This is a genomic window from Geobacter sp. DSM 9736 (assembly GCF_900187405.1).
Taxonomy (GTDB): Bacteria; Desulfobacterota; Desulfuromonadia; order Geobacterales; family Geobacteraceae; genus DSM-9736.
The window spans coordinates 2,456,202-2,482,119 of record NZ_LT896716.1 but is presented as its reverse complement, the minus strand read 5'-3'; the positions used below and the strand labels follow the sequence as shown (position 1 = coordinate 2,482,119).

28 protein-coding genes are annotated in these 25,918 nt (G+C 58.3%); 12 read left to right on the top strand and 16 right to left on the bottom strand.

Features of this window, described 5'->3' with window-relative positions; genetic code table 11:
• The 8 genes from CFB04_RS11245 to CFB04_RS11210 form a co-directional block, all read right to left on the bottom strand.
• Complete coding sequence (locus CFB04_RS11245; protein ID WP_088535357.1) at positions 1 to 1,281, bottom strand: O-acetylhomoserine aminocarboxypropyltransferase/cysteine synthase family protein; 1,281 nt, start codon at positions 1,279 to 1,281, stop codon at positions 1 to 3.
• Positions 1,282 to 1,613: 332 nt separating this feature from the next.
• Positions 1,614 to 3,851 (bottom strand): ATP-binding protein, encoded by a 2,238-nt coding sequence (locus CFB04_RS11240; protein ID WP_088535356.1) that lies wholly within the window; start codon positions 3,849 to 3,851, stop codon positions 1,614 to 1,616.
• 13 nt (positions 3,852 to 3,864) lie between these two features.
• A complete protein-coding gene (locus CFB04_RS11235) occupies positions 3,865 to 4,626 on the bottom strand; it encodes an ABC transporter substrate-binding protein (RefSeq protein ID WP_231934162.1) in 762 nt (253 codons plus the stop codon).
• Positions 4,627 to 4,874: 248 nt separating this feature from the next.
• Positions 4,875 to 5,069 carry a hypothetical protein gene (locus tag CFB04_RS11230; RefSeq protein ID WP_088535355.1) on the bottom strand — a complete coding sequence of 65 codons (195 nt, stop codon included), beginning with the start codon at positions 5,067 to 5,069 and terminating at the stop codon, positions 4,875 to 4,877.
• Positions 5,066 to 5,671 (bottom strand): DNA-3-methyladenine glycosylase I, encoded by a 606-nt coding sequence (locus CFB04_RS11225; RefSeq protein WP_088536797.1) that lies wholly within the window; start codon positions 5,669 to 5,671, stop codon positions 5,066 to 5,068. The genes CFB04_RS11230 and CFB04_RS11225 overlap by 4 nt, the downstream gene beginning before the upstream one ends.
• Positions 5,672 to 5,673: 2 nt before the next feature.
• Positions 5,674 to 6,135, bottom strand: a complete 462-nt coding sequence (locus CFB04_RS11220) for an EVE domain-containing protein (RefSeq protein WP_088535354.1) — start codon at positions 6,133 to 6,135, stop codon at positions 5,674 to 5,676.
• Positions 6,136 to 6,139: 4 nt separating this feature from the next.
• Positions 6,140 to 6,670, bottom strand: coding sequence for a DUF3332 family protein (locus tag CFB04_RS11215; RefSeq protein WP_088535353.1), 531 nt, complete (start codon positions 6,668 to 6,670; stop codon positions 6,140 to 6,142).
• 232 nt (positions 6,671 to 6,902) lie between these two features.
• A complete protein-coding gene (locus tag CFB04_RS11210; protein ID WP_088535352.1) occupies positions 6,903 to 7,667 on the bottom strand; it encodes a substrate-binding domain-containing protein in 765 nt (254 codons plus the stop codon).
• 506 nt (positions 7,668 to 8,173) lie between these two features.
• Between CFB04_RS11210 and CFB04_RS11205 the strand changes: the two genes are divergently transcribed.
• The 7 genes from CFB04_RS11205 (at position 8,174) to CFB04_RS11175 (ending at position 16,100) form a co-directional block, all read left to right on the top strand.
• The gene (locus CFB04_RS11205; protein ID WP_088535351.1) at positions 8,174 to 9,079 is read left to right on the top strand and encodes a branched-chain amino acid ABC transporter permease; all 906 of its coding nucleotides are present in this window, start codon (positions 8,174 to 8,176) and stop codon (positions 9,077 to 9,079) included.
• A complete protein-coding gene (locus tag CFB04_RS11200) occupies positions 9,072 to 10,211 on the top strand; it encodes a branched-chain amino acid ABC transporter permease (protein WP_088535350.1) in 1,140 nt (379 codons plus the stop codon). Before CFB04_RS11205 ends, CFB04_RS11200 begins: the two co-directional genes overlap by 8 nt.
• Entirely contained in the window at positions 10,198 to 10,983 is a 786-nt protein-coding gene (locus CFB04_RS11195; protein WP_088535349.1) for an ABC transporter ATP-binding protein, read from the top strand. Before CFB04_RS11200 ends, CFB04_RS11195 begins: the two co-directional genes overlap by 14 nt.
• On the top strand, positions 10,967 to 11,671 hold the full coding sequence (locus CFB04_RS11190) for an ABC transporter ATP-binding protein (protein ID WP_088535348.1): 705 nt from the start codon (positions 10,967 to 10,969) through the stop codon (positions 11,669 to 11,671). The genes CFB04_RS11195 and CFB04_RS11190 overlap by 17 nt, the downstream gene beginning before the upstream one ends.
• Positions 11,672 to 11,856: 185 nt before the next feature.
• The gene (locus CFB04_RS11185) at positions 11,857 to 12,738 is read left to right on the top strand and encodes a DUF362 domain-containing protein (RefSeq protein ID WP_088535347.1); all 882 of its coding nucleotides are present in this window, start codon (positions 11,857 to 11,859) and stop codon (positions 12,736 to 12,738) included.
• On the top strand, positions 12,739 to 14,292 hold the full coding sequence (locus CFB04_RS11180; protein ID WP_088535346.1) for a 4Fe-4S binding protein: 1,554 nt from the start codon (positions 12,739 to 12,741) through the stop codon (positions 14,290 to 14,292).
• A gap of 176 nt (positions 14,293 to 14,468) precedes the next feature.
• Entirely contained in the window at positions 14,469 to 16,100 is a 1,632-nt protein-coding gene (locus CFB04_RS11175) for a methyl-accepting chemotaxis protein (protein WP_088535345.1), read from the top strand.
• Positions 16,101 to 16,153: 53 nt separating this feature from the next.
• Here the strand turns inward: CFB04_RS11175 and CFB04_RS11170 are convergent, their stop codons facing one another.
• Positions 16,154 to 16,396 (bottom strand): hypothetical protein, encoded by a 243-nt coding sequence (locus CFB04_RS11170; protein WP_088535344.1) that lies wholly within the window; start codon positions 16,394 to 16,396, stop codon positions 16,154 to 16,156.
• 180 nt (positions 16,397 to 16,576) lie between these two features.
• Between CFB04_RS11170 and CFB04_RS11165 the strand changes: the two genes are divergently transcribed.
• Positions 16,577 to 17,434, top strand: a complete 858-nt coding sequence (locus CFB04_RS11165; protein WP_088535343.1) for an MBL fold metallo-hydrolase — start codon at positions 16,577 to 16,579, stop codon at positions 17,432 to 17,434.
• Positions 17,435 to 17,493: 59 nt separating this feature from the next.
• A complete protein-coding gene (gene msrB, locus CFB04_RS11160; protein ID WP_369833291.1) occupies positions 17,494 to 17,964 on the top strand; it encodes a peptide-methionine (R)-S-oxide reductase MsrB in 471 nt (156 codons plus the stop codon).
• Here msrB and CFB04_RS11155 read toward each other — a convergent pair.
• Positions 17,945 to 18,379 (bottom strand): bacteriohemerythrin, encoded by a 435-nt coding sequence (locus CFB04_RS11155; RefSeq protein WP_088535341.1) that lies wholly within the window; start codon positions 18,377 to 18,379, stop codon positions 17,945 to 17,947. The two genes, msrB and CFB04_RS11155, sit on opposite strands and share 20 nt — an antisense overlap.
• Before the next feature lie 155 nt (positions 18,380 to 18,534).
• Here CFB04_RS11155 and CFB04_RS11150 point away from each other — a divergent pair, with 155 nt between their 5' ends.
• Positions 18,535 to 19,281: a bifunctional 2-polyprenyl-6-hydroxyphenol methylase/3-demethylubiquinol 3-O-methyltransferase UbiG gene (locus CFB04_RS11150; protein WP_157698780.1), complete on the top strand. Its 747-nt coding sequence runs from the start codon at positions 18,535 to 18,537 to the stop codon at positions 19,279 to 19,281.
• A gap of 75 nt (positions 19,282 to 19,356) precedes the next feature.
• Here the strand turns inward: CFB04_RS11150 and CFB04_RS11145 are convergent, their stop codons facing one another.
• The 3 genes from CFB04_RS11145 to CFB04_RS11135 form a co-directional block, all read right to left on the bottom strand.
• Positions 19,357 to 20,952, bottom strand: coding sequence for an acetyl-CoA hydrolase/transferase C-terminal domain-containing protein (locus CFB04_RS11145; RefSeq protein ID WP_088535339.1), 1,596 nt, complete (start codon positions 20,950 to 20,952; stop codon positions 19,357 to 19,359).
• Positions 20,953 to 21,110: 158 nt separating this feature from the next.
• Entirely contained in the window at positions 21,111 to 21,851 is a 741-nt protein-coding gene (locus tag CFB04_RS11140) for a 4'-phosphopantetheinyl transferase superfamily protein (protein WP_088535338.1), read from the bottom strand.
• Between the two features lie 7 nt (positions 21,852 to 21,858).
• Positions 21,859 to 23,025, bottom strand: a complete 1,167-nt coding sequence (locus CFB04_RS11135) for an aminotransferase (protein WP_088535337.1) — start codon at positions 23,023 to 23,025, stop codon at positions 21,859 to 21,861.
• A gap of 168 nt (positions 23,026 to 23,193) precedes the next feature.
• Between CFB04_RS11135 and CFB04_RS11130 the strand changes: the two genes are divergently transcribed.
• Together CFB04_RS11130 and CFB04_RS11125 are read left to right on the top strand one after the other, a co-directional pair.
• Positions 23,194 to 23,448: a hypothetical protein gene (locus CFB04_RS11130; protein ID WP_088535336.1), complete on the top strand. Its 255-nt coding sequence runs from the start codon at positions 23,194 to 23,196 to the stop codon at positions 23,446 to 23,448.
• 131 nt (positions 23,449 to 23,579) lie between these two features.
• Complete coding sequence (locus tag CFB04_RS11125) at positions 23,580 to 23,912, top strand: cupin domain-containing protein (RefSeq protein ID WP_088535335.1); 333 nt, start codon at positions 23,580 to 23,582, stop codon at positions 23,910 to 23,912.
• A 567-nt stretch (positions 23,913 to 24,479) separates the two neighbouring features.
• Here the strand turns inward: CFB04_RS11125 and CFB04_RS11115 are convergent.
• The 3 genes from CFB04_RS11115 to CFB04_RS11105 are packed head-to-tail and all read right to left on the bottom strand — an operon-like array spanning position 24,480 to position 25,749.
• A complete protein-coding gene (locus CFB04_RS11115; protein WP_088535333.1) occupies positions 24,480 to 25,049 on the bottom strand; it encodes a hemerythrin domain-containing protein in 570 nt (189 codons plus the stop codon).
• A 1-nt stretch (position 25,050) separates the two neighbouring features.
• Positions 25,051 to 25,506 (bottom strand): iron-sulfur cluster-binding oxidoreductase, encoded by a 456-nt coding sequence (locus tag CFB04_RS11110; protein ID WP_088535332.1) that lies wholly within the window; start codon positions 25,504 to 25,506, stop codon positions 25,051 to 25,053.
• Between the two features lie 18 nt (positions 25,507 to 25,524).
• The gene (locus tag CFB04_RS11105) at positions 25,525 to 25,749 is read right to left on the bottom strand and encodes a hypothetical protein (RefSeq protein WP_088535331.1); all 225 of its coding nucleotides are present in this window, start codon (positions 25,747 to 25,749) and stop codon (positions 25,525 to 25,527) included.
• Positions 25,750 to 25,918: the final 169 nt, after the last annotated feature.

Here is a 25,918-nt window from a genome sequence, read left to right as displayed (position 1 = left end):
CTACTGGCTTGCGCGCAGCGCCTGGTCTATGTCCGCGACGATATCGCCGGCATCTTCGATGCCGATGGACAGGCGGATCAGGTCGGGTTTCACGCCGCTGGATGTCTGCTGCTCCTCGGAAAGCTGACGGTGCGTGGTGCTGGCAGGGTGCAGGACGCAGCTTCGAGCGTCCCCCACATGCACCACCAGAGCGATCAGCTTGGTCGCTTCCATGAATTTTCGCCCCGCCTCAGCCCCCCCTTTGATGCCGAAGGTGAGCACGCCGCTGCACCCCTTGGGGAGGTATTTCAGCGCCCGGTCATGGGTGGGGTGGCTCTTGAGGCCCGGATAGCAGACCCAGCTTACCAGCGGGTGGGTCTCCAGGAATTTCGCTACCGCCAGTGCGTTGTCACTGTGGCGCTGCATGCGCAGGTGCAGGGTTTCCAGCCCCAGGTTGAAGAGGAAGGAGTTGAAGGGTCCCGGAGGGGTTCCAAGATCCCGCATGAGCTGGACCCGGGCTTTTACGATGTAGGCCAGCGGTCCGAAAGCCTTCACGTACTCAAGCCCGTGATAACTGACGTCTGGCTCGGTGAGCTCCGGAAACCGGCCGCAGCTCCAGTCGAAGGTGCCGCCGTCAACGATGACGCCGCCGACGCTGGTGGCGTGGCCGTCGATATATTTTGTGGCGGAGTGGATGACGATATGGGCGCCGTGCTCGAAGGGGCGGCAGAGATACGGGGTGCCGAAGGTGTTGTCTATGATGAGCGGGGCCTGCATCTCGTTGGCGATCCTGGCGAACTTCTCGAAGTCGAGAACATTGAGGCCGGGGTTGCCGATGGTCTCGGCGAAGAGGCAGCGGGTGTTGGGGCGGAATGCCTTCTTGATCTCTTCCGCCGGGAGCTCGGGATCGACGAAGGTCACTTCGATCCCCATTTTCGGCAGGGTGACTGCGAAGAGGTTGTAGGTGCCGCCGTAGAGTGTGCTGGCGGTGACGATGTGCTGCCCGGCCTGGCAGATGTTCATGATGGCGAGGGTCGTAGCGGCCTGGCCCGACGACGTCGCCATGGCGCCCACCCCGCCTTCCATCTGGGCGATTTTTTTCTCGAACCCGTCAGTTGTAGGGTTCGCCAGCCGTGTATAGAAGAACCCCGCTTCTTCCAGATCGAACAGCCTGGTGACATGTTCGGCGCTGTCGTACTTGAAGGTGGTGCTCTGAATGATGGGGAGGATCCGCGGTTCCCCCGACTGCGGCTCGTAACCACCCTGCACGGCGACTGTGTCTATTTTCCAGTTCGGATTCATATCTTCTCCTTTATCCTTTTTATTTTTTCAGCGGCAGTGCGAACCGGTCAGCCCTGCACCGGGCGCAGACTTCCCTTGGCAACAGGGATAGTCGGGGAAATATACGCATTCTTTCATTGGGTGTAAATTGTATTTTCCTCATACGGTTCCCCGAAGAGTCCCCCCTTCGCCTGCTTCTGGAAAAGCCCCTTCATCCCGGCCTGTGGGGAAAGGGGATTGTCTTGGGCTGCCGAATCGTTCGCGTGGTAGGCGATCGTTTTGAGGTGGGGGGGCGGGAGGTGGTTGCCGCACGGGCAACGAGCCGTACGGAGGGATGAGCGGGCAGAGCCGATTTAACCCGGTTCCGTTTCGGCGTCAAGCACTTCACGCACTTTTGCAGCCAGAGCGCTCAAGGTGAATGGTTTCTCTATGAAGTGCACGCCTTCATCCAGTACTCCGTGGTGGGCAATGACATCTGCGGTGTATCCGGACATGAACAACCGCTTCATTCCGGGATGGGTCGTCAGCAGGCGGTTGGCAAGATCACGGCCGTTCATCTCCGGCATTATCACGTCCGTCATGAGCAGGTCGATTTTATCCATCTGATCGGTGGCGAGTTGTATGGCCTCCTCCGGGGTGCCGGCCTGAATGACGGCATATCCCTGCTCCTGGAGGAGTTTAGCGGACACTTCAAGGATAGCGGGCTCGTCTTCCACCAGCAGTATGGTCTCCCGTCCGCACGGCACCGGGGCAGGACTCCTTTCCGCCGGCTGCTTCATGGATCCTTCATGGCGCGGGAGGTAAACGGAAAAGGTGGTGCCTCTTCCCGGTTCGCTGACAACGGTTATGAAGCCGTTGTTCTGCCTCACGGCACCGTAGACGGTGGCAAGCCCAAGGCCGGTACCTTTTCCGAGAGCCTTTGTCGTGAAAAAAGGTTCAAAGGCATGGGCCCGGGTCTCCGGGTCCATGCCGATTCCGTTGTCGCTGACGGTCAGCCGGACATAGTCGCCGGGAGTGGCTTCCGCGTTAGTCACGCAGCAGTCGGAGTCTATGCGGCAGTTTTCGGTTTCGATGGTGATCCGGCCTGAGTTTTCTATGGCGTCCCTGGCGTTGACGCAGAGGTTGGCGAGGATCTGGTCGATCTGGGACGGGTCGATCCTCACCTGCCAGAGCTGGGGCGCCGGGTTCCATGAGAGATGGATGTCTTCTCCTATGAGGCGTTGCAGCATCTTGAGCATTATCGAAATGGTCTCGTTCAGGTCCAGCACTTTCGGCGATACGGCCTGCTTTCGTGCAAAGGCCAGCAACTGCCGCGTGAGTTCGGCCGAACGCTGTGCCGTTTTGCAAATTTCTGCAAGTTGCGCATGTGCGGGATGATCCTCGGGGAGGTGCCGGAGCCCCAGTTCGGCCCGTCCGAGGATAACGCTGAGCATGTTGTTGAAGTCGTGGGCGACCCCGCCCGCAAGCCTTCCGACGGATTCCATCTTTTGCGCCTGCTGAAGTTGTGTCTCGAAGGTTTGTCTTTCTTCCTGGGCACGTACCTGGTCAGTAATATCGGCGTTTATGCCGATCATTCGCTTGGCCTGGCCATCTGATTCCCTTATCACCACACCGTTCGCCTTAATGTGGCGCACCGTTCCGTCGGGGCGGCAGACCCGGAAAGCGGTGTCGAATTCACCTTCTCCGTTCAATGCCGCCCGGCACTCCGCGAGCATCCGCTCCTTGTCGTCGGGGTGCAGGCTGTTCACCCAGTCGCCGACTACACCGGAGAATCGGCCGGGTGAGATATCGTACAGCTCCAGCATCCGCTCATCCCATACCATCGCATCGTTCCTGACATCCCAGTCCCATACGCCCAGCTTTCCGGAAGCAGTGGCGAGCTTGAACCTCTGCTCGCTCTCTCGGAGGTGGAGATAGGAGGTGGCGAGCCGTTCCTGCAGCGTGTTGAAGGCCTCAGCCAGGACGTCGAGCTCATCGCCCCGATCCTTTTTCTGGAGGACCAGGGAGGAGGCTCCGCCATCTACATCGAAAGTGCGAAAGTGGGTGGCGGCTGTGACTATATGCCTTGTCACCAGACGGTTGAACATCAGTAGGAGGAAAATCGAGGTAAGCGCGATGGAGAGGAACTGAAAGGGAAATTTCCCGGCAATGTTCCTGACGATATCCCGGATTATTTCCGAGGTGTCCGCTTCAAGGTGCAGGACTCCCACTGAGAGGGGGCGCCCGTTGTACTCGTAGGACAACGCGAATTCCTTCGTCAGGGATTCTCCGCTGACCCTTTGGCCGGCCGCTGCGATAACGGCACCGTTGCCACGGATCTCGACGTATTTTATATGCGGGAAGTGGAGTATGCCTTCGGCTTGCGAGACCAGCGTTTGCCGGTCGAATCCCCACAGCGCGGTCGATATGCCTGGAGAATTCGTTCTTTTTATCTGCTCGAAACGATCATTGATCGACCTGAGGCTTGCGCGATAGTCGTAGGTGGCCTGAACGCCTGTGAAGAGAAGCGTCAGAACGGTGCTGACGCCGAGCACGGCTTTGAAGAGCTGTCGGGCGATGCTTGCCGCCGGTCTTACCGTCACATCATTCATGGTGCTCCACGATTTAGAACGCAGCGCTCATGATCCGCTGCCATGTGCCGTCCTGCTTCATTTCTCTCAATGCTGCCGCCAGTCGCGGCACGAGGTCGGCGTGCCGCCTGTTCAGATACAGATACATGTCCCGTCTGGCCAGCAGCGGCTCCAGCGGCTTGATGCCTGCCAGGCGCTCCCTTTTGATGAAGGCTGCACCCTGCAGCCTGTCGAATACAACTATGTCTGCCCTGTCGTTCACCAGCAGGTCGAACAGCGCCTTGTCGTCCTTCACCTTTGTCAGGGATCGGGTGCCGCTTACATTTGTCTCCAGGATCTTCCACCCGGTGATGATGCCGACATTGTACGGTTTGAGGCTCTCCCAGCCTGATATTCTTATGGAGGGATTTCTGGAGAAGGCGGCAAATTCGAATTCCGACACCTTTTCCGGGACCATTACGAGGTTGGGGTACTTCTTGTCCAGGCCCGCGATCCTGACGAAATCGCCGTCATCTATTCCTTCGTTTGCATTTGCCAGAGCGCGCTCGGACGGTACATGCACGATTTTCGCTTTGTGTCCGATGCGCCTGAACATCTCCTTGATGATGAGATCCTGAAAACCTTTTCCGTCGGGGGTGGATCGGGGATAGGTATTGTCGGTGTTGAGAACATAAGTGTCAGGCAGGGCGCTTCGGGAGGAAAACAGCAGGAGGGCGAGAATGCAAAAGGTTATGAATCCGTGCCGGTTGTCGCTTTGCATCACTCCCCCAATGGTTCCGACATCAGGTGAATCCATGCTCTCTTCAATAATGGTAAGCCTTGCCGCTGCACTGTTGTCGCTTATTTTCCGTAGCCGGCTGGAGTTGTTTCCAGCATGTGCGGAAAATTAATGTATAGCAATATTTAAGTCAAGCTGTTTCGAGTGCGAGTGCCCACGGCGTGTCACGAAGAATGTCGCCGATCGGCAGGTCCCTCATGGAGGGGGGGGGAACTTCATGGCGGATGAGCAGGGTTCATTCCGACGAACAGCCCGGCGGGAGCAGGTTACGGCGCCAGCAGGCTCCGCAACAGCTCTTCGTACTCAGCCAGCTTTCTCTCCAGCAGCCGGAGCTCGTCAGCGGTATATACCGCCGACCCCCGTCGAAGCTCTTCCTGCAGCTCGGCGACCATCTCCTGGATGCTCGCTTGACGGCTGGGCAGCTCCTCCCGGCCAAGCAGGCGCAGGTTCTTCCCATTCATTTCGTTTCCCCTCCCAATGGCTCATTCTCTCCCAACTCGCGCCAGCGGAAGCAGTCCACGGTATGGTCGTTGACCATCCCCACAGCCTGCATGTGGGCGTAGCAGATGGTGCTGCCCACAAAGCGGAATCCGCGCTGCTTCAGGTCGCGGCTCAGAGCGTCGGAGACGGGGGTGGTGGCGGGGATTTCCGAGGTGCTCTTCCATGCGTTGCGTATCGGTCGCCCCTCCACGAAGCGCCACAGGTAGGCGTCGAAGGTGCCGAACTCCTCCCTGACTTTCAGGAATGCACGGGCGTTGGTGATTGCGGATTCGATCTTCAGGCGGTTGCGGACAATGCCGGGATCTGTCAGCAGAGCCGCTACCCTGTCCGTGTCGAACCGTGCCACAGCCTCCGGATCGAACCCGGCGAAGGCACTGCGGTAGGCCGCTCTCTTGCGGAGGATGGTGATCCATGACAGCCCTGCCTGGGCACCCTCCAGTATGAGGAATTCGAACAGGAGCCGGTCGTCGTGCACCGGCACTCCCCACTCGGTGTCGTGGTAGGCCAGGTAGAGGGGGTCGCTGCCGGCCCAGGCGCAGCGGGTAAGTGCCGTGGTGTCCATCTTCATGCTCTCCCCATCGAAAGGATTATCTGCCATTCTTCCGGCGTCACCGGCTGGATCGACAGCCGGCTGCGTTTCACGAGCGGCATCTCTGCCAGGAGCGGGTTCCCTTTGATTCTCTCCAGCGTGACGGCACGCTGCAATGTTTCCACATAGCGAACATCGACCATGTACCAGATCGGCTTCTCGGGCGAGGATTTCGGGTCGAAGTATTTGCTCTCCGGATCGAGGGCGGTGAAGTCTGGGTATCCCTCACGGACGACCTCCGCGATACCCGCCACCGCTGGCTCGGGAATGCTGCTGTGGTAGATGAGCACGCCGTCGCCTGCCTTTATCCGGTCCCGCAGGAAGTTGCGGGCCTGGTAGTTGCGGACTCCGTCCCAGTGTTCCGTCATGCCGGGTCGATTCTTCAGGTCTTCAAGCGAGAAGGTGGAAGGTTCGGTTTTGAAGAGCCAGTAGGCCATGTCTCTATTTCCCCAGCGCAGCGTACAGCAGTGTCTCCATTCCCGGTTCCTGACGTTGCGAGACTTTCACGCCCCCTGCATCCGGTTGTGCGGTGAGTTCCACCGTCTTGCCGAATCCGTTCAGAGCAGCATGCGAGGTCTGTGTCACGGTATTCCAGTCGATAACGAGTGTATCCAGATGCAGTCCGTCCCTGTTCCTGTCAATGGTGTACCGTACATCATTTCCTCTTCTCGTGACGAGGATGTCGAAGTTTTCCCCATCCTTGCTGTAGTGGATGTTCTTCTCGCCCGCGGCTACGGGATTGTCACCGCTCCAGAATTCGATGGTGTTGAACAGGACGAAGTCCACCAGAGCCGACACCCCATAGACCGGCACGATGATGAAAGCCCAGGTCACGGCGCTCCTGAGGTACCTGTCCTTGACTTCGCCGTTCAATTGGTAAACCTTCCGCGTCAGGGCCATTTTTCCGTAGCATCCGGGAAGCGTAGAGCAAGCGGCTGCGAGGCAGAGTGAAAGAGCGAAAAATCTTTTCATGGTTTCCTCCTGAGATCTAAATCCTATTCATCCTGACCTCATTATAACAGGTTCCTGCCGCACATCACCGTGGATGCTCGCAACTGTCGCACGTCCCTATCTGATTCGCCATCTTTTTTCCTATGGTGGAAGAATGGCCAGGCAACGGCGGGTAGGGCGGCCGACCTGTAGGGCAGAGAAAAAGGAAAAGGCCGGGGGTGCCGGCCTCGTCCAATCAGTATGAAAGCCGTCACTATTTGATGTACTTCGAGCCATCCGTCTTGATGAAGTCGATCAGCTTCTGCACCTTCGGAGCAGGGCTGCCGACAGTGAGCAGAATTATCGGCTTGGACTTCATTACAGGGGCCTCAACGGCTTTGACGGTGCCATCTACCATGGATGCCACGATGAATGCGATAGCTTCCGGATTGCTGGACACATTCTGCCGCAGATCGTTGACGGTCGAGACGTCGAGGGTCTCGACGGTGATCTTCTTCCCGTCCAGGTAGGTCTTGCTGAAAAGGTCGTTGCTGCCGGGATTCATGTTGCCGAGGACGCAGATTATCGGCGCGTCGTTGCCGCCAACCTCTTTCCAGTTGGTGATTGTGCCGGAGAAGATTCCGGCCAGCTGTTCCTTGGTTAGGGCGTTCACCGGATTCGACCGATTGACGATGATGCTGTATGATGTCGCGGGAGCGAGATGAGAGACTTTCAGCTTGTCCACAGGATTTTTCAGTTCAACCTTGTCCTTCTTGACGACCTCCATCAGTTCATCGAATGAGTGAGCGGCGGTAGCGGCATCGGCTTCACCCGCATCCAGCTTCTGCAGCGCTACCTTCGATCCGACTGCCGTCGCCTTGAGCTCTATGCCCGTCGATTTTTCGAAAGCCGCTTTGACCGGGTTGATTACTGTGATCACGGAGGTGGAGCCCCCCACGAGGTTGATTGACTCGGCAGCGGCCAGAGACACGGTAAGGGCAATGATTGTTGCGGCGGTTGTTGCAATACGGATCAGCATTATGTACTACCTCCTGTTGGGATGGGTTTCACGCGCGGTGGGCTGGTCGGCTACCTGCAGGCAAAGCCGTCCTTTTTTTCCGGTACGGCTCCCGCTTTCTGGAGAGGTATCGGGTCCGGTAGTTTCTAGCTTTAATTTAATTATAAATATAACTGAATGGCGGTACCGTCGTATCATTCCATCCTGGCGTGCTGAAACGCATATCGTACGCCTCATACCCGAGCTGGTTCAATTCACCGTTTACAATGGTTCTGGACCCATTGCCATTGCTCCTCTTAATACGGTCCCGCGGCATGAATATACCCGTTCACTTAACGAGTATAAATATGATTTTTAATAATAAGGAGAGGTCGATTCACGAGCTGATCCGGCATCATTCCGCACGAAGCCAAACACGGTTTTTACACCTTCCCATCCCCTCCTCTTTTTGCTACCTTATCCCTCTCGCAGGCTGTTCTTCCCTATAACGATCGACCGCCTCGCGCTAGCTCAACATAAGGCTTTTCATGTTCCTTCAGCATCTCCTGAACGGCGTCACCATAGGCGGAAGCTACGCCCTCATCGCTCTCGGCTATACCCTCGTCTACGGGGTCCTCAAGCTCATCAACTTCGCCCACGGCGAGATCTACATGGTGGGGGCGTACCTCGGCTTCATCCTCATATCGCTTCTTCCCGCAATGCCCCCTGCCGTGCAGGGGAACATGCTGATCGTCCTCGTTTCGGTCCTTGTATCCGCGGCGGTTCTCTGCGCACTTTACGGCTACTACCTTGAGCGGATCTGCTACCGCCCCCTCAGGAATGCACCTAAGCTTGCGCCCCTCATCAGCGCGCTGGGTGCCTCGATCTTCCTCCAGAACTTCGTGATGATCACCATGGGGGCCAAGGACAAGATATTCCCCCAGACCATGGGGATGAAGACAATCACCGCAGGCGGCGTATCCTTTACCGGGCTTCAGGTAGCCATCATCCTGTCGTCGGTCCTCCTCATGCTCCTCCTCTACTGGTTCATCAATCGCACCCGCCTCGGCATCGCCATAAAGGCCACCTCCACAGATCCCTATATGGCGTCGCTACTGGGGATAAACGTGGATACGGTCATCTCGGTCACCTTCATGGCAGGGTCGTTCCTGGCCGCCTGCGCGGGGGTTATGATAGGCCTCTACTACGGGACCATCAATTTCTCCATCGGGTACCTCGGCGGGATCAAGGCGTTCACCGCCGCGGTCCTCGGCGGGATCGGCAGCGTCCCCGGCGCCATGGTGGGGGGCTTTCTCCTCGGCATCATCGAAGCGCTCGGGGCAGGGTACTTCTCCGTGGAGTACAAGGATGTCTATGCGTTCTTCATCCTGATCGCGGTCCTCGTGTTCCGCCCGTCGGGGCTGTTGGGGAAGGGGGCCAGCGAGCGTGCGTAACCTGCGCAACGACCTCTTCTTCTACCTGGGGATGCTTCTCATCTTCCTTCCCTTCCTGCAAAAGCGGATCGTGCTCCTGCCGGTCGTTCTGCTGGCGGTGTGGGGCTTGCGGTGGTTCGCCGGCTTCGCCGAGAGAAACACGAAGATCATCCGGTTCAGGGAGAAGGCGGTGCGCAGCGTCGTGCGCCGGCAGCGGCTTGCGGTGGGGCTCGTGCTGGCGGCAGCCATCATCGTGCCGCTCGGTTCCTCGACCTACATGCTCGACGTGCTGACGAGCGCTCTCCTTTACGCGATCCTTGCCACGGCCCTCAACATCACCGTCGGCCTTACCGGTATCCTCGTCCTCGGCTTCATCGGCTTCTATGCCGTAGGGGCCTATACGACGGCGCTTCTCACAGCGAAATTCGCGGTGACGAGCTTCTGGCTGGCGCTTCCCCTGTCCGGCCTGATCGCCATGCTCTGCGGGGTCCTCCTCGGCATTCCGGCGCTTCGCCTCAAAGGGGATTATCTGGCGGTGGTGACACTGGGCTTCGGAGAGATAGTCCGCATCTTCCTCACCAACATGACCGAGTTCACCGGGGGGCCCAACGGCGTCCTCGGCATCAAGCGGCCGTCTCTCTTCTTGTGGCAGATGGACGACCCTCTCGATTTCTACTATTTCGCCCTCGTCTTCCTGGTCATCATAGCCCTGATGGTCTCGCGGCTGGCCGACTCGCGCTACGGCCGGACCTGGGTGGCGATACGGGAAAACGAGATGGCGGCGGCGGCGCTGGGGATCAACGTCTTCCAGAAGCACCTCCTCTCCTTCTCCCTTTCCGCTTTCTTCGGCGGCATCGCCGGGTCGCTCTTCGCGGTGAAGCAGGGGTTCATCTCCCCCGATTCCTTTACCTTCTACGAATCGGTGATGGTGCTCTGCATGGTGGTGCTCGGAGGTATCGGAAACGTGGTGGGCTCCATCACGGGGGCGTTTCTCCTCATCGTCCTGCCGGAGTTTTTGCGGGAGTTCGCTCTCTACCGCATGCTCATATTCGGCGCCGTGATGATCGCGTTCATGGTGTTCCGCCCCCACGGGCTTCTCGGCAGCAGGCTCATCACCGAAGAAATCGAGGATCGCGAAGATGGCATCGCCTGAGATACTCGTTACCGAAGGCCTCTCCGTGCAGTTCGGCGGCGTGCGCGCCCTGGGCGGCGTCTCGGTGAAGGTCGTGGAGGGGGAGATCCTCTCCATCATCGGGCCCAACGGCGCGGGGAAGACGACTTTTTTCAATGCCGTCACAGGCACCTTTACGCCGACCGGCGGGAAAGTCTTCTACGAGGGGCGGGAGATCACCGGCCGCAAGCCCTTCGAGGTGGCGCGGATGGGGCTTGCCCGCTCCTTCCAGAACCTGAAGCCCTTTGCCGAAATGACCCTTCTCGAAAATGTGCTCATCGGACGCGAGATCCACATGAAGAGCGGGATGCTGGCGGCCATCGCCCGCACTGCCGCGTTCCGCAACGACGAGAAGCACCAGGCGCGGAAGGCCCGGGAGCTTCTGGAATTCGTCGGCCTGGAGCGCCGCCGCGATCACCTTGCCCGCAACCTCACCTACGGCGAACGTAAAATGCTGGAGATCGCCAGGGCTCTGGCCGTCGAGCCGCGGGTGCTGCTCCTGGACGAGCCGGTGGCGGGGATGAACCCGACTGAGACCGGTTTCGTCATGGAGCTGGTCCGCAAGATCGGCCACAGGGGTATCACCGTCGTCATGATCGAGCACGACATGCGGATGGTTATGGGAATCTCGGACCGGATCTGTGTTATCGACCACGGGGAGCTGATTGCCGAAGGGAAGCCCCAGGAGATCAGGAGCAACCCGGAGGTTATCAGGGCGTACCTCGGCGGAGGGAAACATGCTCCGACTCACTGACGTGCACCTATCATACGGCCACGTGCAGGCCCTCAGGGGGGTCAGCATGGAGGTGGCCGCCGGGGAGATCGTCACCCTCATCGGCGCCAACGGCGCGGGGAAGAGCTCGACCCTCAAGGCCATATCCGGAATGCACGCCGTTTCATCCGGAAACATCGAGCTGGAGCAGGCGCGGATTGACGGCGTGCCGCCTCACGAGATCGTCGGGCGCGGCATTTCCCACTGCCCGGAGGGGCGGCGGATTTTCTACGACCTTTCGGTGCGGGAGAACCTGATGATGGGGGGATACCTTCTCTCGAAGCACGAGATGGCGGAGCGCCTGGAGTATGTCCTCGACCTCTTCCCCCGGATGAGGGAGCGGATAGGTCAGGCGGGGGGGACCCTTTCGGGGGGGGAGCAGCAGATGCTGGCGATCGCCCGGGCGCTCATGTGCAAGCCGCGCCTACTCATGCTCGACGAGCCTTCCCTTGGGCTTGCGCCCCTCATGGTGGAGAAGATATTCGAGACGGTGCTCGACCTGAAGAAGAGCGCCTCGCTCACCATCCTCCTCGTGGAGCAGAACGCCTGCGCCGCCCTGGAAATTTCCGACAGGGGATATGTGCTGGAGACGGGGAGGGTGATTCTGCAAGGGGAGTCGGCGGCCCTTCGGTCAGATGAGAGGGTCGTGAAGGCCTATCTGGGCGGATAGAGATGGACCGGCTCCGTTAACGACATTTTCCACAGTACCCCCTTCAGCTGCAGCTCCTCCTTATGCCGACCCACCCTGCAAGGATATTGACATTCCTCGAATCGATATTATGATTATCCCCTGTTAATGCTGTCGATAATGAGGCAGTGGGGCCGAACTCACGCCTGATGCAGGGAGGATTTTGTATGGACCGGAGAAGCTTCATCAAGGTAATGGGGCTGTCGTCGCTCATCCTGGAAGGGATGCTGAGGGATCTGTTCGCCGCCCAGGGGCCTGTGGTTGCGGTGGCCGAGGGGAGGGACCATGCTGCGATCACCCGAAAGGCCATCGATGCGCTTGGAGGCATGGCGAGATTCGTGAAGCCGGGCATGACGGTGGTCGTGAAGCCGAACATGGGATGGGACCGGGCATCCGAGTACGGAGCCAATACTAACCCGGTAGTCGTCCGGGCGGTGGTGGAGGAGTGCCTGAAGGCAGGCGCCAAGAAGGTGAAGGTATTCGACCGGACCTGTAACGACGAGCGGCGCTGTTACGTGAACAGCGGCATTGAGCCGGCCCTGAAGGGGATGAAGAACGTCGAGGTGAAGCATATCGAAGACGAGCGGTTCCGGAAGGTCTTTCTGAACGGAAACACCCTCAAGAAGTGGGAGCTTTACGACGAAGCCCTTTCGGCTGACGTATTCATCAACGTCCCGGTGGCGAAGCATCATGGTCTCAGCAAGCTCACCATCGGCCTCAAGAACATCATGGGGATCATGGGGGGTAACCGGGGGAGCATCCACAAAAAGCTGGAGGGCGCCCTTGCCGACGTCAACGCCGCTGTGAAGAGCCATCTGGTGATCGTCGATGCGACCCGCATCCTCACCGCGCACGGTCCCCAGGGGGGCGATCTCGCTGACGTAAAGGTGCTCAACAAGATCATCGCCTCCACCGATATCGTGGCGGCGGATGCCTATGCCACCACCCTCTTCGGAATGAAGCCCGCGGATATTCCGGTGACCGTTGCCGCTTACAAGCGTGGCCTCGGGGAGATGAACATCCAGCGGATGAAGATCGTGAAGGTCTAGATGAAGCGAAGATTTACCCCGGCCCGCGTCAGCCAGCTGCTGTTCCTCGTGCTGTTTATCGTGCTCTTCCTGATGACCGAGTATCGGGGGAGCGACAGGATCTCGGCGGCGGCGAACAGCTTTTTCCGGGCGAACCCCCTTACCGCCGTCACCACCATGCTCGCAACGAAAAGCTACCTGGAGCTCCTTCTGCCGGGGCTCCTGGTCTTTTTCGCGGCGTTTCTGCTGGGACGGTTCTTCTGCGGGTGGATCTGCCCACTCGGCACCATTCTCGACCTGATTACCAAGAAGATCCGGAAGCGGGGGGCTCTCAGGTTCCTTCAGGGGCAGACGAAGTACTGGCTGCTCCTGCCGCTCCTGGCGGCTTCCCTCTTCAACCTGAATCTTGCCGGACTTCTCGACCCCATTGCGATCCTGCTGCGCGCGCTCACCTTCTTTTTCCATCCAATCCTGGGGGAGTCGGTACGGGAAGGGTGGCGTGGGATTTACGGAGTCGTTGGGGAGCACCGGGATCTGGTCGCGCCCGGTTATAACATCATAAAGAGCTACGTTCTTCCCTTCAGGGAAACCCTCTACCCGCTTTCCTTCGCCTCGGCTCTCCTCTTCGGGTTCGTGCTGTTCCTGGAGCGCTACGAGACGCGGGCCTGGTGCCGCCGCCTCTGTCCTCTCGGCACGCTCCTCGGCATCCCGGCCAGGTTCTCCCCCCTTCTGCGGACTCCGCCAAAGCTCTGTTCCGACTGCCGGGAGTGCGCCACGCTTTGCCCCACCTCCTTCGACCGCGAGCTGCTACAGAAGGAGGAGTGCATCCTATGCATGGAGTGCGAGGCGAAGTGCCCCTCCTCCCGGGCCAGGTTCCGGTTCCGCTGGGGAGCTCCGGACCAGGGCCCTCTCATGGAGCGCCGCGTCCTCATCGGCGGGCTCCTTTCCGGGTTTTTCCTGGCGCGGCTCTTCCGTTTCCGGGAGCCCACCGCCCAGGCCCGCATGCTTCGCCCTCCGGGGGTGCGCGACGAGGAGGAGTTTCTCAAGAAGTGCGTCCGCTGCGGCGAGTGCATGAAGGTCTGTCTGCGGAGCGCCCTCTACCCCGGCATGTTCCAGGCGGGCATAGAGGGTCTGTACACGCCGGTACTGATCCCCAGGCTCGGCTACTGCGAGTACAATTGCACCCTTTGCGGACAGGTATGTCCCACCGGTGCCATCCCGGATCTCCCCCCCGGCCAGAAGCGGCGGGAAGTCATCGGCAAGGCTGTTCTCGACAAGAACCACTGCATCCCCTTTGCCCACCGCATCGACTGCATCGTATGCGAAGAGCACTGCCCGATTCCGCAGAAGGCGATCCGCTCCGAGGTGGTTACGCTGACCGACTTCAGCGGCAAAACGGTAACGGTGAAGATGCCTTACGTAGTGGAGGAGATCTGCAACGGCTGCGGCATTTGCGAGAACGTCTGCCCTCTTGAGGGGAAGTCCGCCATCGAAGTTTTCTCTGTCAAGGACAGAACGCCCATCGAGGAGCATCCCGCCGAAGCCCCTAAGGATGTGGCCGATCCGTACAGCTAGCCCCTACTGCCAGTATAGGCAGGGCATTATGAAGGTAACAATTTTTTTTCCTGCGACAGTGGCGGTTCCATCTCCTTTTTAATCTCTCTTCTCAACTTCACCATCCGGCACTCCGATAAAGAGCGTAAACATTTTTTCCACATGCTGTAAAAAAAGTTTACGCAATCGGGGGGCATATGCAATTTTTCAGAAATCTCAGTATCAACGCCAAGCTGGTTCTATCGTTTCTTGCCGTCCTCTGCCTCACGATCTTCCTGGGCATGTTCGCCATCAGCCGGATTGGCGCCATCAGCGCCATAACCAAGGACATTGACAAGGAGAAACTGCCGGTGGTGCAGGGGCTCTCCAAGGTGAACTCCCTGGTCGGCAGCTACCGGCGTGGTGAACTTCTGCTGACCCTGTCACAGGACGAAGAAGGGAAGCAGAAATACATAAAGCGTAACGCCGAAGCGGCAGAGTCGATGAAAAAGGAGCTGGCGGCTCTCGATAAATCGCTGGTCGATGGTGAGGAAAAGCGGGTCCATGAAGAATTCAAGTCGGCTTGGGCAAAGTACCTTGCCGAAGCTCCCAAAATAGCCGAACTTGCGTTGAAGAATGAGACCGAGGAGGCGGCGGCACTGATACGCGGCGAGTCCAGCAAGCAGTTCAACGCCGCCATCAAGGCTATCGAGAAGAATGAAGAGCTTCAGTTCAGGCACACCCAGGAACAAGCGGATTCCGCCCTCCAGCTCAGCACCTCATCGCGCCTCTGGATTCTTGGCGTCCTCTGCGGGGTCGTTGCAGCAGGACTGGTGCTGGCTTTCGTGATTGCCCGCCTGATCAGCGCTCCGATCCGTGATCTGTCCCAAAAAGCTTCTGCGATTGCGGGGGGGGATCTCAGCATCGTTGTGGAGCAGCGAAGCCGTGACGAGGTGGGGGAGCTGACCGGCGCCTTCGCATCGATGGTGCAGAGCCTCCGGTCCCTCATAAGCAATGTGATCGAGACATCGCAGCAGGTCGCTTCTTCTGCAAACCAGTTGCAGGGGACTTCTACGCAGCTGGCGGTGGGTGCCGAAGAGGTCGTTGCGCAGGCGGGGACGGTCGCTACGGCAAGTGAAGAGATGGCAGCCACTGCCGGAGAGATCGCGGAGAACTGTACCCGGGCGGCGGCAAGTTCGCGTCAGGCCGAAGAATCGGCAAACACCGGTTCCACGGTCATTCGTGCCGCTATCGACGGTATGGAGCGTATAGCCGGACAGGTAAAGGGCGCAGCCGGAACGGTGGAGAGCCTGGGGGCGCGCTCCGAGCAGATAGGAGCGATCATCGGGACTATCGAGGATATTGCCGACCAGACGAACCTGCTGGCTCTCAATGCCGCCATAGAGGCTGCACGTGCAGGCGAGCAGGGACGCGGCTTCGCCGTTGTTGCAGACGAGGTGCGGGCTCTTGCCGAGCGGACGACCAAGGCGACCCGGGAAATCGGGGAAATGATCAAGTCGATTCAGCAGGAGACGAAGCTGGCGGTAACCGCTATTGACGAGGGGGTAAGGGAAGTTGCCCGAGGGAGCGAGGACGCGGCAAAGTCGGGGCAGGCGCTGCGGGAAATCCTCCAGAAGATCGAGGAGGTCAGCACGCAGGTGAGCCAGATCGCCACGGCGGCAGAGCAGCAGACCGCCACTACTCACGAGATAACCAGCAATATCCACCAGATCAACGAGGTCGTTCAGCAGTCCGCTACGGGCGCGCAGCAGTCATCGGGCGCGGCAGGCGAACTTGCCCGATGTGCCGGTGAGCTGCAGACAATGGTGAGACGTTTCAAGCTCGCCTGAAGCCTGCTGCCCACTGCACCACTACCCATGTCCGAGGCCCTCCCTGGAGGGCCTCAGTGTCTAGTCACCCTGCTCCCTCCAGTCTGTTTCTTCACGAATACCAGTTCCTCGTGCGGGAGAGAACCAAGGTAGTTTTCCAGCTGGGCGCTGATGCTCAGCCCCTGCTTCTTGGAGATCTTGAACTGCCTGTTGCACTCGCCGCATGTGTAGGTGCGGGTGAAATTGATATGATGGAAGTCGATCACGGTTTCTCCGTGGCAGTTGGTGCAGGTAAACGCAAACGCCGGTATCTTCATCTTCTGTCTCCTTGGGACTAATGTCCTACAAGTATAGCAGCGCAGTCCGATATGTTAAGCCGCTTTAAGAAATTTTTGTTCTCATCACTTTCCTCTCGACATTGACGCTTTCCCCGGCTTTGTTACAGTTACTGAAATGAATCCAGCCTTTGCCCGTCCGGCGGGAGAAGGAGGAAGCTTATGGCAGTAGCGCGCACCATCACCCTACCCGGAGACGGCCAAATTTCATCGAAATACAGCGGCTCCATTCTTTTCGTCGGCACGGCGACTACAGTCATCACCTGCGGCGGGTTCACCATCCTGACCGACCCGAACTTTCTTCACTCCGGGGACCATGCGCATCTCGGATACGGCCTCACCTCCAGGAGGCGCACTAATCCCGCGCTGGAAATCGAGGACCTGCCGCATCTCGATCTCTGCCTTCTCTCCCATCTGCACGGAGATCATTGGGACCGTGTTGCTGAAGCAAAGCTCAGCAAGGCTCTCCCTATCGTAACCACTGTCCATGCCGCGAAAGCTCTCGGACGGAAGGGGTTTGATGCCGTCGAGGGACTGGATACATGGGAATCGGTCACGGTGGTGAAGGGGGAGGCCCATCTCCGAATCACCGCCATGCCCGGAAGGCACGGCCCGGGTGTCGTCAACGCCCTGCTGCCTTCGGTGATGGGGAGCCTGCTCGAATGGGGGAAGGGGGATGACATCTTCAGGCTTTACATTTCGGGCGATACTCTCATGCATGACGAACTCTCCCAGGTGCCGAAGCGTTACCCCAACATCAACCTGGCCCTCCTGCACCTTGGAGGGACGAAGGTCCTGGGGGTCCTGGTGACGATGGATGCCCGGCAGGGAATTGAGGCAATCCGGTTAATCCGCCCCCGTACCGCCATTCCGATCCACTACAACGACTACACGGTGTTCAAGTCATCGCTGGAGGATTTCCAGAAAGCGGTGCGGGAGGCTGGGCTGGAGGACAGGGTTCATTACCTGAACCATGGGGATACCTATATTTTCACGATGCCGGGGAGTAGAGAGACCTGATGACTGAAGGAGGGAGATGTATGAGGCGCGCAATGCGCGGAGCCGTGGCGGCTCTGGTCATGACTTTATTCTGCGAGTGCGCCGGGGCGGCCGCGATCCTCCAGTTCTATTCGGTTGCCCGGAAAGGATATGTATCTATGGAGAAGGTACGGAAAAGCGACGAGGAGTGGCGAAGCGCACTGTCGCCTGAGCAGTTCGAGGTGACGCGGCGCAAGGGAACGGAAAGGCCCTTCGCGAACGCCTACTGGGATAAGCATGACAGGGGGATCTACCGCTGTGTCTGTTGCGGCCTGGATCTTTTCCGCTCCGAAACGAAGTACGAATCGGGGACAGGGTGGCCCAGTTTCACTGCTCCCGTTGCTCCCGAGAACATACGGACCGCCGAGGACCGCTCATGGTTCACTCGACGAACGGAAGTCCTCTGCGCTCGCTGTGACTCCCATCTCGGGCATGTCTTCGAAGACGGTCCGCCCCCTGGAGGCCTGCGCTACTGCATGAATTCAGCCGCCCTCAGTTTCGTGAAGGAGTGACCTCATCCGCGGTCTCTGACTTGCGAACGAAATCCGCTAGTTTGGAGTCCATTCTGATGATGTGGTTGCCGAGCCAGTTGAAGACGACGCTGTTTGTGAGCACCATGAGCGGGAGAGTAGTACCCTCCGAGGCCAGCTGAGAGTCGAGTGCGGCTATCTCGGCCACAAAACCGTCGTGCTGCGCCTTGTGGTGGCGGTAGTCGGGGTATCCGTACTCAAGCTGCAGCCGTTCCTCGTCTGCAAAATGCCGTACAACATACTCTCGCAGGAACTGAAGGAGGCCATGCAGCTCCTGCCGCCCCTTCCCCTCCTGACATGCCTTGGACAGCCCTTCCAGTCTTCTGAACAGTTCCTTGTGCTGGGAATCTATGGTCGGATTCCCCGTCGCGAGCTCTTCCCGCCATTCGACAAGCATTTCCATCTCCTTTTACGATAATTACCCTGGATAACCTCTTCGGCTGCGTCTTCGATTTACCTGAGACAATGATGGCCGTAGCCTTGACTAGCATTTGTCCGGCGTGTATCGTGCCGGATCGAGAGGGAAACCATCATTGGGGACAAGGGGGCATTATGGCGACGGTGCAGGAGCACTACGACAACCTGCTTGCCGATTACTATTCCTGGCTTTTCGGAGACTATGAAGAAAAGGTTGCGGGAAACGAGGCCTTTTTTGCCGGGCGCGGTATCGTGGCGCGCAGATCGGGTAAGGCCATCGATCTGGGAGCAGGCTCAGGGTTCCAGTCGCTGGCTTTGGGGCGCCTCGGGTTCAGCGTGTTGTCGGTGGATACATCTTCGACCCTGCTCCGGGAGCTTGAATGCCGGCGGGGGGATTTGCCGGTTACGACGATCCTGGGTGACATGTTAGAGACCGTAAGTAATCTGAATGAGCCGGTGGAGCTTTGTGTATGCATGGGTGACACCCTGCCGCATCTGACATCGGCAGGGCAGGTGGTGAACCTTGTCGAGGAAGTTTTTCGCATCCTGGCTCCCCGGGGTCTCTTCGTGATTACGTATCGCGATCTTTCATTCGAGCTGGACGGAGTCGACAGGTTCATTCCGGTGAAAAGCGACCCGGATACGATTTTCACCTGCTTTCTCGAATACGGGGAGCAGCATGTCATGGTCCATGATCTGGTCTACCAGCGGAGGGGAGGCGGCTGGGATCTTCTCAAGAGCTGCTACCCCAAGTTGCGCCTGCCGCTCGATCCGCTGCTGGGGCTGTTTACGGAGGTCGGTTTTGATATCGAGGAGTGCGGAAGCAATGGCGGAATGGTTACTATTATCTGTTCAAAGCCTGGCGGAGAGACCGACTTCTGAGACGTACCGATTCGAGGCATGAAAAAAGCCGCCGGAATTCCCGGCGGCTTTTTTGATTTCGGCTTTCGTCGAAGACTACTCGCAGAGGTCGATCTTGACATCCCAGTTCTTGAGCTTCATCGTGCCGTTACGCTCCAGGTTGAGATGCATTTTGAACGCGCGGTCCCACAGTTGCGGCTCGTGCCCAACCTTGCGCTTGAGGCAGTCTTTCTCGGCGATATCGAGGTACTCGGTCAACTGCGCCTTGTAGTCGGGATGTGCACACTTCTCGATGATGCGGCGAGCGCGGTCCTTCGGCGCCAGGCCGCGGAGGTCGGCGAGTCCCTGCTCGGTGATTACGCAGTCAAGATCGTGCTCGGTGTGGTCGATGTGCGAGCAGTGCGGCACGACGCAGGAGATGCCGGTCGGGTCGGTCTTGGAAGGACGTGACGACGGGGTGTGCATCATCTTGAGATAGCCGTTGCGGAGGAAGTCACCGGAACCGCCAAGGCCGTTGATCATCCGGGTACCGCCAACAAGAGTCGAGTTGGCATGTGCATAGATATCGATCTCGACCGGGGTGTTCATGGCAATGCACCCGAGGCGACGGATCGGTTCAGGTGCGTTGGAGATGGAGAGTGGGCGCAATACGATCTTGTCGAAGTACTTGTCCATGTTCTCGAAGAAACGCGGGAACCCGGGATTTGCGGAGAGGGACAAGGAACAGGAGGAGGCCGCGTCAAGCTTGCCCGAATCGAACAGATCGAGCATGGTATCCTGGAGCACCTCGGTGAAAACAGTCAGGTTTTTAAAAGGACCCTTGGCAAGGCCGCCGATGACGGCATTTGCGATGGAGCCGACGCCCGACTGGATCGGCAGCAGGTTCTTCGGCAGACGCCCGGCTTTCACTTCAGCAGTGAAGAAGTCGATGACATGATTGGCAATAGCTTCAGACGTGTCGTCCTGCTCGGCGAACGCGCGGCCCTGGTCGCGCAGCTTGGACTCGACCACAGCGATGATCTTGTTTGGATCGCATGGAATAAAGGTCTGGCCTATCCTGGAATCGGCCTTGGTGATGTTAAAAACTTGCCGGTTCGGCGGGGTTTGCGGGGTGATCAGGTCGTGGATGCCTTCAAACGAAGGCTGTCCGGTGTTGACCTCAACGATGATCTTGTCGCAGATCATGAGGATTTCAGGTATGACGCCGCAGGAGGAGGTCGGAACAAGGCCGCCGTCTTCGGTGATTGCGGAGACTTCAATGATTGCGAGGTCGAGCTTGCCTGTGGGGGAATCCTTGGTGTAGAAGCCGTAGCCGAGGTCCTGGGCGAAGAGGGAGAGGTGTTTGTCACCCATCCGGATGCGCCCCTCGTTGATGCCGGCGGCGATATTCTTGCCGGTCTGGTACGGCCAGCGGCGGTCGATCATGTCGAGGGTGGCCCAGCGGTCTTCGGTTTCCGCACCAACCGAGGCGCCGATGAAGAGGTTGAACTTCATCTTGCCCTGCAGGCCGTTCTTCTCCACGTGGTCTGCAAGCGCGATGGGTACCACTTTGGGGTAACCGGCGGGGGTAAAGCCCGACCAGCCGAGGTTCATACCCGGTTTGAAGAACTGGACGGTGTCCTCGGGCTTCATGACCTTGTTCATCAGCGACTTACAGCGGACGCGATCTTGCAGTGTGCCGTACTCAGACATTGTTTCCTCCTGTTGGTGTTGATGTTAACGACAAGATCTGCCGATCTTGATTCAGTACACAGTATACATTTGAAACTGTTGACACCAAAGTAGAACCGGATTCTACTGTACGGCCAGGGTCTAGTCAAGCTAAAAAGCAAAAAATTAATTTTTTGTCATTATGGCCATTCCACTTCCGTGAAATACTTTCCCTCTGATGTAAGCATGCGTATTTGCTGAGCTTTTCCTTCAATGGCCAGTGCGCCCGAAAAGCCGTGCCGCAGGGGTAATTTGTGAAAAGTCCAGCGGCGGGTTTCGTCAGGCTGAATTCGGTGGCTCGCCATTTCAGGGTCCCGGCCCGGAGGAAATACTATCGTGAAGCAGTCTGAGGGGAGAGAAAAGCCGGCACCGCATCCTTTCTGGTAAGCCTCCTTGCATGTCCAGCATTCGTAGAACGCGGCAAGGCGATGCGCGTCGGGCAGCCCCTCTATATATGCACATTCGTCCCGAGAGAAGAAGGTTCTTGAGATGTTTCCGTAGGGGAGGGCGGGATCGACTGCTTCGATGTCGATTCCTACCTCGGTACCCATGGCTACCGCAAGTACCGCCAGGTTTCGTGAGTGGCTGAGGTTGAATCGAAGCGGGGAATCAGCTTCGAGACAGGGTTTGCCGAAAGGGCCATAGGAGAGGCGGATGTCTCCGGGGGGGGTGCCGCAATATGCCGACAGGACTTGGCGGAGCAGTCCTCGACAGTTGATGAACCTCCCGGCTGCTTCACGATCCAGCAGCCTGTCCGCCCGTTTCAGTTCCTCGTCGTCCAGCAGGAGGCGCAGATTGCTGCGCAAATCTGCGGGAAGGTCGAGCATGAATTGCCAGATATGCACTTCCGAGGGGGAGAGATTGGTTGCCGGCACGTACATCGGACGCTCAGGCGGGGAATGAGCGGAAGCGCGCAACGGCTTCGGGGATGGCTTCTTCGCCGATATTGCCGAATGCAAGTCGCAGGTACGGTTCGAGCCCCGGCCCGAACACTTCCCCCGGAAGCGTCAGCACTCCACTTTCTTCCACGAGGCGTTTTGCCACCTCCCGACCGGTTTTTCCGGCATACGGGTGTCTTACCCAGGCGAAAAATGTTCCGCTGGCGACGAGGCTGAAAGGGTTGCCGGGAGTGCTGAATTCGGACCGGAACCGGTCGTGGCGGCGCTCCATCATCAGGCGCTTTTCCCCAACCCACTCTTCCAGGTGGTTTACCCCGAATTGCACCGCATGCTGGGTAACCCGCGGCTGGCATACAGCCATCGAGTCCTGGGCCTTGAGGGCGTGCTGCACGAATTCGGCGGAGGCGGCAAGCATGCCGGCGCGGTAACCGGTTAGAGCGTAGGTTTTTCCGAAAGACATTATGTGGATGAAGTTGTCGCTCCACGCTTCATCCGTGAAGATATCATGCGGCCGCGCGCCTCCGGGGATGAAGTCGCTGTATGTTTCATCAAGGATCAGCGCTATCCGGTGCCGCTTCGCTACTTCCAGCAGGTCATGGATGACCGTCGGAGGTATTACGACTCCGGTGGGGTTGCTTGGAGTGACGATGAGGATTGCCCTGGTGCGGGGGGAAATCAGGCGTTCTATGGTTTCGGGTGAAGGTATGCCGCCACGATCCTCCGAAAAAGGGGCGAACGTGCTGCCGATGCCGAGCATGTCGAGAGCCATGGGGTGATCGAAGTAGCAGGGTGACTGGACTATGATCCGGTCTCCAGCGCGGCAGAGCGTGACCACGGCGAGCCAGAAGGCCTGGCTGGCACCGATGGTGAGGCAGATCTGATCGGGAGATATCCTGGCGCCGTATCTCCGTTCATAACGTGCGCAGACGGCTTCCCGCACCTCCGGAAGCCCCTCGTCGGGCGAGTAGCGGGAGGTTTGCGGATCGTTGAGGATCGAGCCGAGATGGTCGGTCAGCGCAGGGGCGGGAGGGTAGTCGGGGACGGCCTGGCAGAGATCGATGAGATCTGTATGCCTGGTTCCCGCAATCCACCGTTTTACCTCGGAAATAGGAGGAGGGTGAACGGATCGGATGGTTTCGGAAACGGTATACCTCATGGTGGAGCTCCAAATGCATTAGCTGCACCGCACGTAGATACAACTCTTTGCGCTCCCGCGCAAGGAGAAATTGTCGTACGAAGTTTCGGCGGAAGTGCTGAAAAAACGGTTGAAAATTACGAAAGCTGTGTTATTGTGGCTAAAAATATTTAGTGCGGGTAAAGCTTTATGAAGCTCGAATTTAAAAACATCGCCGATAGGGAAGAACCGTTCTTCCTCCTCGACTGCCTCGGCTGCGGAGAGGAGATCTCAGTGCCGGAACGGGACATGAAGACCACTAAACCGGTGGAGTGCGGCCAGTGCAGCCACATCCGGTATCTGAGCTACCGCGAGTACACGCTTATAACCGACAGATTTGCCGCGCAGCTCCTCATGCGGGCAGGTCTGAGAGCCCGTGCTTCCCGCCGGGACATCCCTGCCTGATTCCTCTCGACCCCTTCGCAAAATTTTCATTGAAGCAGCTTTTCCTTGATGTCCGTCAATTGATTTTCGCTCCCGATCTATTAGAGTTTTGACAACGGCTTCGCCGTAATGAGAAAGGAAGGAGAAAAGTTATGGGAGACAGCAAGGGTGCTGCAACGGGTCAGGTGTTTACCACGTCCGAAATGATCGCATATCAGGAGGGATCGGTCGTAAGCCGTACGCTGATCGACAAGAAAATCGGCACCATCACCGTTTTCGCGTTCGATGAGGGGCAGGGGCTGAGCGAGCATACCGCACCTTTCGACGCATTCGTTCAGATAGTCGACGGAGAGGCGGAGGTGGTGATCTCGGGGGACGAGCACGTCCTGAAGGCTGGGCAGATGGTAATCATGCCGGCCAACCAGCCTCACGCCGTGCGCGCCAGGAAGCGTTTCAAGATGTTGCTTGTGATGATCAGGGCGTAGCGGGAGCGCTCGCCCCCGGTTTGTCGTCAGAACCCGGCGGCGATCGCCGGAGGACGTGTGGAGAGCCGCTTGGGCAGGGGAGATGACTCCGGTTCTGCCCCCCTCTGCTCCACGGCTACCCACCTGCCTCCCGTGAGATAGGCAGTAATGAGGCCGCTACACGCCAATTCATCGAGATGTGATTGCAGGGCCGGAGCAATTGAATCGTCTTGACACCGCACCAGAATAACCATGACCATTCCCCTCCCGATTCCCGCTGCTGTCGGCGGGCCTACCGTGGTTGTTGATCCACCGGATACTGAATGAAAAGTGCGGGGTTGCGGAGTCCCTTTCCTGCGCTGTTTACCGGCAAGGGAGGGCCATGTTATTCCGCACCAGTCTTAAGATGGTTCTCGGTAGTCGTGGCGATGTTTGCCTCACCCCTTTCAGAGAGGGGCGGGCGATTAAGCTAGCCTAATTCGATGTCGAGCGCAATAAATTTTTTAGCTGATTTTTCAAGACGGTGGGAACATCGGAGCAGGGCCGGCAGCATTAAAAATGACTGCTGCCGGCCCGATGGGGCGATGGTCAGGCTGCTGCTGCCGGTGTCGCTGCTTCCCGTTCGTATCCGGTGACGATTCCTGTATAGCGTTCGGTAAGGTCGTCGGGCATTCCGGCTTCCGCACGGGCGTAGCCGGAAGTCACCTTCTCCCTTAGATGTCCGGAGATCAGACGTTCAGCAAGAGGATACAGAATATCATCTTCCTTTGCGATATGCTCCAGGAGCAATTCCCGGTACTCAAGGGCGAGACGGGCGATCTCGGCATCCCTGTCGTTTCTTCCTGCGAGAGCATCGGCGGCTGCGGTTTCCAGTTCCCGTACAAGCGCCCGGCCATGATCGTGCTCCAGTAGCATCGCGGCTACGGGGCTGTTGTGTCGGGGCATGCCGTTTTCAACAAGCGCTTCGAAGAGTACGTCCTCTTCCTTGGCATGGTGATAGCGGTCGGCGTAGTTCCTGATGAAGTCAACCGCATCCAGGTAGAACCGATAATTCCGGTATCTTCCTTCCGATGTCAGAGGAGCGTTGCGCGCAATCAGATCGAGCATCCTCAGGATCAGCCGGTGTTCGGCTACCAGAGCTTCCGTAATGTTCTGCATGTCAGTTCCTCCTTTCCCCGTTTACCCCCACGATCACAGTTTCAAGTGGAATTTCTTTTCCTGAAAGATCCAGCGCCTTGCGTACCATGATGTCTAGACCGCGGCAGCACGGTACCTCCATGATCGCGACGGTGATGCTCTTCACCTCGTTCGTCCGGAAGATAAGAGCCATTTTTTCTACATACGCATCAGTTTCGTCCAGCTTGGGGCAGGCAATTGCAAGGGCCTTGCCCCGGAGCAGATCCTGGTGGAAGCTCCCCAGCGCGAATGCCACACAGTCGGCCGAGATCAGTATCTCCGCGTTCTGGAAATATGGTGCCGACGGCGGCACGAGGTGAAGCTGAACCGGCCACTGCCTGAGCTGCGAAGGCGCATTCGCCGGGGTTCCCGTCTCTTTTTCTTCCCTTTCGATGACTCTCGCCATGCTGCCGGGGCAGCCGCATCCTAGATTACTCATGGTTATCTCCTCTCTTTCTTATCGGTGTGCCGTCGCCTGCAGCGCCGCGCTTATCTCCGCTTCAACCTGTTCTTCATCTTCCTGTGACAGCCCGTGGATCGAAACTACATCCTTCAGCAGGCATATCCCCACCTTGCAGGTGACACAGCCTATGCCGTAGCGGGCCAGGATTTCCCCGATTGCGGGGTAGCGTGCCAGAACGTCCTGAATGGCTTCTTCTCCGATATTGTTTTCGAATTTCATGGCTGTCGCTCCTCGTTCCTGTTCGTTATGAGGAGCATACTCCGGAACATAAGGGGCGGGGATGACCTGGGTCAAAGAATCATCGATTTTTCAGGTTGGATAATAGAACAGATATGATGGCAAAACAGGGTGGTTGGTTTTGCGGGAGCAACGGGCGGCTGAGGGGCCA